The organism is Novipirellula sp. (genome assembly GCF_041583735.1).
In the GTDB taxonomy this organism is placed as follows: Bacteria; Planctomycetota; Planctomycetia; order Pirellulales; family Pirellulaceae; genus Novipirellula.
The window spans coordinates 1-6,163 of sequence record NZ_JBFHFD010000516.1 but is presented as its reverse complement, the minus strand read 5'-3'; the positions used below and the strand labels follow the sequence as shown (position 1 = coordinate 6,163).

Annotated in this window: 6 protein-coding genes; all 6 read left to right on the top strand. The window is 53.3% G+C overall.

The features are described 5' to 3' along the window. Positions 1-323 precede the first annotated feature (323 nt). The 6 genes from ABX962_RS27190 to ABX962_RS27165 all read left to right on the top strand — a co-directional run bounded on the left by ABX962_RS27190 (position 324) and on the right by ABX962_RS27165 (position 5,888). The gene (locus tag ABX962_RS27190) at positions 324-1,010 is read left to right on the top strand and encodes a hypothetical protein (RefSeq protein ID WP_372724118.1); all 687 of its coding nucleotides are present in this window, start codon (positions 324-326) and stop codon (positions 1,008-1,010) included. 179 nt (positions 1,011-1,189) lie between these two features. Further along, a complete protein-coding gene (locus ABX962_RS27185; protein WP_372724116.1) occupies positions 1,190-1,546 on the top strand; it encodes a hypothetical protein in 357 nt (118 codons plus the stop codon). Between the two features lie 1,311 nt (positions 1,547-2,857). Further along, positions 2,858-3,784 carry a DUF1559 domain-containing protein gene (locus ABX962_RS27180; protein WP_372724114.1) on the top strand — a complete coding sequence of 309 codons (927 nt, stop codon included), beginning with the start codon at positions 2,858-2,860 and terminating at the stop codon, positions 3,782-3,784. A 173-nt stretch (positions 3,785-3,957) separates the two neighbouring features. Beyond that, positions 3,958-4,407, top strand: coding sequence for a hypothetical protein (locus tag ABX962_RS27175; protein WP_372724112.1), 450 nt, complete (start codon positions 3,958-3,960; stop codon positions 4,405-4,407). Positions 4,408-4,569: 162 nt separating this feature from the next. Beyond that, positions 4,570-4,938 carry a hypothetical protein gene (locus tag ABX962_RS27170; protein ID WP_372724110.1) on the top strand — a complete coding sequence of 123 codons (369 nt, stop codon included), beginning with the start codon at positions 4,570-4,572 and terminating at the stop codon, positions 4,936-4,938. A 182-nt stretch (positions 4,939-5,120) separates the two neighbouring features. After that, positions 5,121-5,888 (top strand): class I SAM-dependent methyltransferase, encoded by a 768-nt coding sequence (locus tag ABX962_RS27165; RefSeq protein WP_372724108.1) that lies wholly within the window; start codon positions 5,121-5,123, stop codon positions 5,886-5,888. Positions 5,889-6,163 lie beyond the last annotated feature (275 nt).

Here is a 6,163-nt window from a genome sequence, read left to right as displayed (position 1 = left end):
TTCGCCGTCGCGAGGGATCTTGTCGGCCTTCATCGTCGTGCGCGCGACCAATGGCTTCGCGCCGCCCAATCGATTCCGCTGAACATTGCCGATCGCCCGCACCGACGCTGTCTCCGAATCCAGCGCGGAGTACAATGCTGCTGACGAGTACGAGTACCGCGATGCTGAGTACGAGCACGAGTACGACGAACAGCCAGAACCAAGAATTGCACCGAAGGACGCGGCGCAGTTGTTCTCCAAATCAATGTCCACCGCGCGTTCTCGGTGAATTCAAACGTTAGCCGACTGACCTGATTTTACTCCACGCAACTGCATAGCCGACCTTGTCACGCAATCCATACGAACCGCCGTCGGATACCTCTGGCCAATCATCGGACGTACCGTCGATCAACGACGATCGCGACTCACTTGAGACGCCGACACTCGCGTATACTGCCAACGGCAATCTTGAAGCTCATTCGGTGGTAACCTGGCTTCAGTCGCATGGCGTTCGTGCATACGCCGTCGAGGATAACTCCGGCGTCAGTCTTTTCGCATTTGGAGCGATTAGCCAATTTCACAAACCGCAAGTGTTCGTCGACAAAACGGACCTCCAATCGGCCGTTGACCTACTGCGCGAATTTGAGACTCAACGTGATCGACGCCGCAAAGACCTGAGCAATCTTCCTCCAATCGAATCTGAATGCGAAGAGTGCGGTGTTTCGAGCGAATTCCCAGCTTCTCAGGACGGGACGACTCAGAACTGCCCGAAATGCAATGCGTTCATGGACGTTGGCGGTGATCATTGGCTGGAGGATTTTGACTTCGGTGAGGTGGACGCGCCAGCGCCGTCAGCACTCACTGCTGACGATGCAATAGACGCCGCATCAAGGCTTGATAAACTCGGGGATTGGCTCGATGCAATTCATGCGTTCCGGGACATTGCCAGTCAGTGGCCTGAACACGCGACCTATGCTGCAAACTGCATTTCGGCGATTCAACACAAAATTGACGTGGCGAATGGCGGGTAACCATGACGTCCACCGGAGGACGGCGTGGCGCGTTTACAAATGGACAATCAAACCGCCGTCCCCGGTGACGCCGGACGTTATTTGACTGAGTGATTTTGATTTATAGTAATTGCTATTTCTCACGAGGTCGCGTTTGTGTAATTTTTAAGACACCACCTTAACCGCTACTGGAGAATTCGATGCGTTTACCTAAAGTTGCTTTTTCGTTAACCACTATTCTACTGCTTGCCGCGGTGTCGTCGCCTTGGATCCTGCCTCTCGCGTTTGCCGAAAACCCAATCCCTGCAAAAGAAGTCGCGAAAACCTATCCCGTCACTTATCGCACAGCGGATCTTCCGGTTTGGACGAAGGATGGAAAGTGGAGCCCTGAGATGCTCATGACCCTGATTGAATCCGCGATCTCACCGACAAGCTGGGAGGCAGCTGGTGGAACGTCGGCAATGGCTCCCTACCCCCAGAACAGCTCAATTGTCATTTTAACGACATCTGAGAATCATGATGAACTGCAGTCACTGCTAAACCGATTTCGAAACTAACCTGTGCAGTGATTCTGGCTGGCAGGCGAACGTCCCTCGCTCACAATTGGCTTCGGAGTTTTGCGGTCGCTTCGGCCATGCAATGGATCGATTTTGCCGAACGCGACGCAGTGGCGAGACCGGCATAGAGCCTGCTAGCGGGAAGGTAACAATCCCGTGCACCGGAATCGCGTGTCAAACGTTTTGGCGATGGTAGACTTTTTCGACGCGACCAGGTGACGGCCGCCGTTCTTGCGGGATCGTGCACACCCTAACGAGGGCGAAATGGTTGCTCAGGTCTCGAACGTTTTTTCCAGTTAACGTCGGCAGTGACATCGTATCGGGCGAACGTCACTTTCATGAAAATTTCCTGATAGTTCAGGCCTTCTTGTCGGACCGATGCGTGGTTGGATTTAACCACAGATTAACTCAAATGGACACAGATGTGGTTGATCGCGAATCGTATCTGTGTGCATCTGCGTGTATCTGTGGTTGTTAATAACGCCTGGAATGCCACGCCGCTAGATCGCTGCGTTTCCGGTTCTTCATTGTCGTTTGTTGTTCGTGCCTCCTTCGCTCGCTATCCTGAGGTTCGTTGAGCGCCGTCGGATTGGCGGTTCGTCCGCCACGCAAGCCTATCGCAAGAACCAGTATGGTGCACCCGAGCGACGGCAACGTGTTTTCGTGAGCACAAAATCTTGGGTCGCCGCCAGGTGACCACCACCGTTCTGCCATTAAAGTGACCGCACGGTTTTTCGCTGTTTCCATTCTTCTGGCAACGATTGGGTGCCAGCGTATCACAGATGCATCCACCAACCCCACTTTGATATTAATCAAGATGGCCCAGATTCAGCTTCTCGAAAACGGCGAACATCAAATGCGACGTGCGCATTGGATTAGCATCGCAAAATCCGATCCGTCACTCACTGAGCCACTATCTCGAATGGGATGCCACCCGGCGAATGGAGAGCCGATGCCACTTCGATTGCCTCCCGACGAACGCGCAATCAAACGGAACGGTGAGGTAGTCGGGCGATTCGTCTGGTCTTCGTTTTCCTATCCTGGCCCAGATTGGGATGACGATTTGGGCGTCGTCCTGGTGAACTGCGCAGAGGGTCAAGAATCCTACGTCCACGAAATCGCAAAACGATTCGCAAACGAGATGAGTGCAGAATTGGTGCTCGATTAGCTCTTGCGATACAATTGAATTTGTGCCGCAAAAAGGAAGCACCAGACGATGCATCTGAGTCGCCGAGCTGATATTATTGAAGTGGTGAGTCGATCGCCGCGACCACGTGATCGTTATCGTTTCCCGACAAAAGTTTGAGCTAAATGATCCGATTGCGAAATGGCGTTACCTTGTTCGAGCTGATCATTGTGATTGTAATTGTCGGCATTCTAATCGCGATCGCGTTTCCGGCGATCCAGCGAGTTCGTGAGGCGATGCGTCGAAGCCAGTGCCAAAACAACCTGCGGCAACTCGGGCTCGCTATTCAGAACTACCACTCTAGCCACAGGCAAGTTCCTGGTCTCTACAACTATTCTCCGTCCCCGATTAACGAATTTCATTGCCACTCTTGGCGTTCCGCTGTCTTGCCTCAACTGGGCCGGAATGACGTGCTGCAGGCTCTTAGGATCGATCTGGCTTCGACGAGTCCAGAGAACCAAGATGTGATCAATCTCCGAATCCCTGTGTTTGAGTGTCCATCAACCAGTACGCCGACTGAAATCGTTCCTGGTCTCAATCTTTGGCGGGATGCCAATGGCGTATTCAGTCAACCGACAGGTACGGCCGCACGAACGGACTATGCCGCCATTGTTGGGATGTGCCCCGAGTCAGGAAGTTGGTTAGAAGCGGATTTCGGCGGTTGGGGCGAACCAAAGCATTCGGACAGTGGGCAGGTGCGGTATCCCAAGCGGCGGTTCTCGGACATCACCGATGGATTGTCGAACACGCTGCTTGTGGGAGAAAGAGCTGGTCGACCTGACCGTCATCATCCAGGGAAACCCATGATCCCGTTCACTGTGTCGGCCGGCATGCCGGATCACCATCAGGCAGCGTGGGCTGTGTCGACCCATGCACAGCACCTCGTGCTCCGCGTCGAATACGTAATCAACGAGGACAATGGTCATGGTTTGTTCTCCTTTCATGCTGGCGGTGTGAACATACTGATTGCCGACGGGGCTGTAAGGCTTTTGAGCGACTCGACTGATCGGAAGACAATACGGTCACTCATTTCTCGTGCCGGTCATGACTGATCTCGACGTTGTTGTCTGCGACGAACCAGCGAATGCACGCGAGCGACGGAGTTAAGTTGTATTCTGTGTTCACATCGTTCGCCGTCGCCGTGTGATTCGAAACGTTCGTTGAACATTAGTAACCGGATTTTACGCGACGTTTGAAACGTTTCTCGATCAAATCGGTTCTATTCTTGATTGCGATTTCCGCGATCGTATTCGGCGTCCTTGTCCCCGCACTTCGTCCCTTTCGACCTTCGCTTAAATTCGAGAACGTTCGTGTGACCGCATCCGACCAAGGTGACGGTACGACTAAAATTGCGATTAACGGAACGTTACGGAACACTGGAGGCGAATGGCTGAGGTTTCTCGCACAACACACGGACACTTCCGGTTACTACACGACTAGCGCCGAACCTAATGCTGCACTGAGATTTGAGAGCAGCGGAATCGCGGACTATTTCGATACAGGACTTGGCCCGGGGGAAAGCATGGCCTTAACGGATTCGATTGCAATCCCGCATGCGCGAGTCCAGGGCCTATCCGTTACGATCTCTTTCCACGTTGCCGCAGGACATGCGGAACCGGGAAGTACACGTTACGGATGGGCACGAAGCGAGACCTACAACATCGACGACCCATGACGTGCAACGGCATGAGGCGTTTACAAATGGACAATCAAACCGCCGTCCCCGGTCACGGCGGGCGTTCCCCGACTGACTACAGTTCACCCGGCCTGACGCACAAGAACTAGTTTGCAAACCGCGACATGCCCTGCTTGCCAAGCCGAAATTCCAGCACCTCAGATGAAGTGCGATTGTGATGCTTGCGGCTGCGTATTTCTACATGACCACAACTATCCCGATTCGCCAGCGACACCGGTGAGCTATTCGCAAATTGCACCTGAATTTGAAGACTTGCCTGATCAAGACAAGACGAAGGCACACGAATGGCTTGCTGCCGTAGCTCGACGTCCGAATTGCGTTTCCAACTACCTCTTTATTGAAACGGGCAATCTTTCAACGCTCACATTCTTGACTCATCACAATTGGATTGCGGGCAAGATCGAATACGCGAACGATACTTATCGTTTGACTGACGCCGGCGCGGATGCACTGATCGCACTTAATTCCGAACGTGGTGACCCAGCACTGAATCGTCAATCGGACGGATAGAGCGGGGAACCCTCCAGTGCACCCGAGCGGCGAAGTCGTGCGTTTCGAAGTGGATGATCAACTCCCGCCGTCGAGTGAATTTTATCGTTATCCGATTTGGATGGCGCGAACCTGCCTGTGCGTCCAAAGCTCCAAGCGACTAAGACTATTGCACTTCCGTCATATTTCACACTAGGGAACAAATGGACGCCAAACAGCACGAGACTTTGACTATTGAACAATTTACGCAACAAGCCATTCCCTTCGCAAAGCTGCCTGGACATTCGACTGCGTTGGACATTCTTGCGGATTTGGCGTGCCCTGACGAAAACACCATAATGCTCGACGTAGCCTGCGGCCCTGGTATCGTTGCCTGCCACTTTGCGCCGTCGGTGCGGCATGTTACTGGTCTTGATCTCACTCCTGAAATGATCCGACAAGCTACGCAACTTCAGGCCGAACGTGGCATCACGAACGCAAACTGGATCGAAGGCACTGCGTTGCCTCTGCCTTTTGACGACAATGAATTTTCGCTCGTCTTGACTCGCTATTCGTTCCATCACTTCCGTCAACCTGCTGCTGTGATGAAGGAATTGATTCGGGTCTGTATGCCGGGTGGGCGTGTGGTTGTTGCCGACGTCTCGCTCCCTGAACCCCAAACGATCAACTACGACAAATTGGAGATGCTGCGTGATCCATCTCACGTTCATGCACTTAGCCGCGATGAATTTTCCGCCTTGTTTATTGATTCAGCTTTGTCTTCGGTGCAATTCGCGGAGTACAAAGTTGATCTTGCATTAGAAGATCAAATTCAGGCTTCATTTCCGGTTGAGGGTGGTGCGGAGCGAATTCGTCGTATGATTCGTGAAGACGTTGGTGTAAATCTTTACGATGTCAATGCCTACTTTGACAGCGGTTCTCTTCATTACTCAATTCCAATCGTCGTTGGGGCGGCTACAAAGAACGGCTAGCCACTCCGATGCACGTTGCGGACTGGAAAAGGTTTGAAGACGAGCGGGCGGCAGGGAGACAGGGAGACAGGGAGACAGGGAGACAGGGAGACAGGGAGACAGGGAGACAGGGAGACAGGGAGACAGGGAGACAGGGAGACACGGAGACACGGAGACACGGAGACACGGAGACACGGAGACACGGAGACACGGAGACACGGAGACACGGAGACACGGAGACACGGAGACACGGAGACACGGAGACACGGAGACACGGAGACACGGAGACACGGAGA